The organism is Streptomyces sp. NRRL WC-3549 (assembly GCF_000721935.1).
In the GTDB taxonomy this organism is placed as follows: domain Bacteria; phylum Actinomycetota; class Actinomycetes; order Streptomycetales; family Streptomycetaceae; genus Streptomyces.
In genome coordinates this window covers 229,898-230,855 of sequence record NZ_KL585414.1, presented here as the reverse complement: position 1 = coordinate 230,855, position 958 = coordinate 229,898, and the positions used below count along the sequence as shown (strand labels likewise).

Sequence of the window (958 nt, the reverse complement as noted above, 5' to 3'; positions counted from 1 at the left end):
AGGCGCTCCCGCCGCAGCCGCCCCGGGTCCCGCTCCGGCTTTCCGCCCACGCCGTCCCGCATCTGGTCAGGGGCGAGCGGCCCGTGTTACGAAGGGACATGTCCGCTGACGAGACCCCTGCCCCCGGCCCGCCCGCGTCCGACCGCTACGACGCGGTGATCGTCGGAGGCGGGCACAACGGCCTGGTCGCAGCCGCCTATCTGGCCCGCGCCGGGCAGTCCGTCCTCGTCCTGGAACGCCTCCCCGGCACCGGGGGCGCGGCCGTCTCGGCCCGGGCCTTCGACGGGGTCGACGCCCGGCTCTCGCGCTACTCCTATCTGGTCTCACTGCTGCCCCGGAAGATCCTCGACGACCTCGGACTCGACTTCGCCGTACGCAAGCGCTCCGTCTCCTCGTACACCCCTGCGGTACGCGGAGGAAGGGCGACGGGGCTGCTCGTGGGCGGGGAGGACACCCGCGACTCCTTCGCCGCCCTCACCGGCGACGACCGTGAGTACGAGGCCTGGCAGCGGTTCTACGGCATGACACGGCGGGTCGCCGAGCGGGTCTTCCCGACGCTCACCGAACCGCTGCCGGACCGCGACACCCTGCGGGCCCGCGTCGACGACCGGGACGCCTGGCGCGCGCTGTTCGAGGAACCGATCGGCGCCGCCGTCGAACGGCACTTCCAGGACGACCTGGTACGCGGCATCGTGCTCACCGACGCGTTGATCGGCACGTTCGCCGACGCCCACGACCCGTCCTTGGTGCAGAACCGCTGCTTCCTCTACCACGTGATCGGCGGCTCCACCGGGGACTGGGACGTCCCGGTCGGCGGCATGGGGGCACTCACCGACGCGCTGGCCCGAGCGGCGCGGGCGGCGGGGGCGGAGATCAGGGTCCTGCACGAGGTGACCCGTATCGAGACCGACGGCACCCACGCCGAGGTCACCGTCCGCTCTGCGGACGGCGAACGGGG

1 protein-coding gene is annotated in these 958 nt (G+C 73.2%); it reads left to right on the top strand.

From position 1 onward, the window contains the following. Nucleotides 1–98: 98 nt before the first annotated feature. Nucleotides 99–958, top strand: an 860-nt coding sequence (locus IH13_RS0122365; protein ID WP_037841981.1) for a phytoene desaturase family protein, incomplete at its 3' end; no start/stop codon positions are given.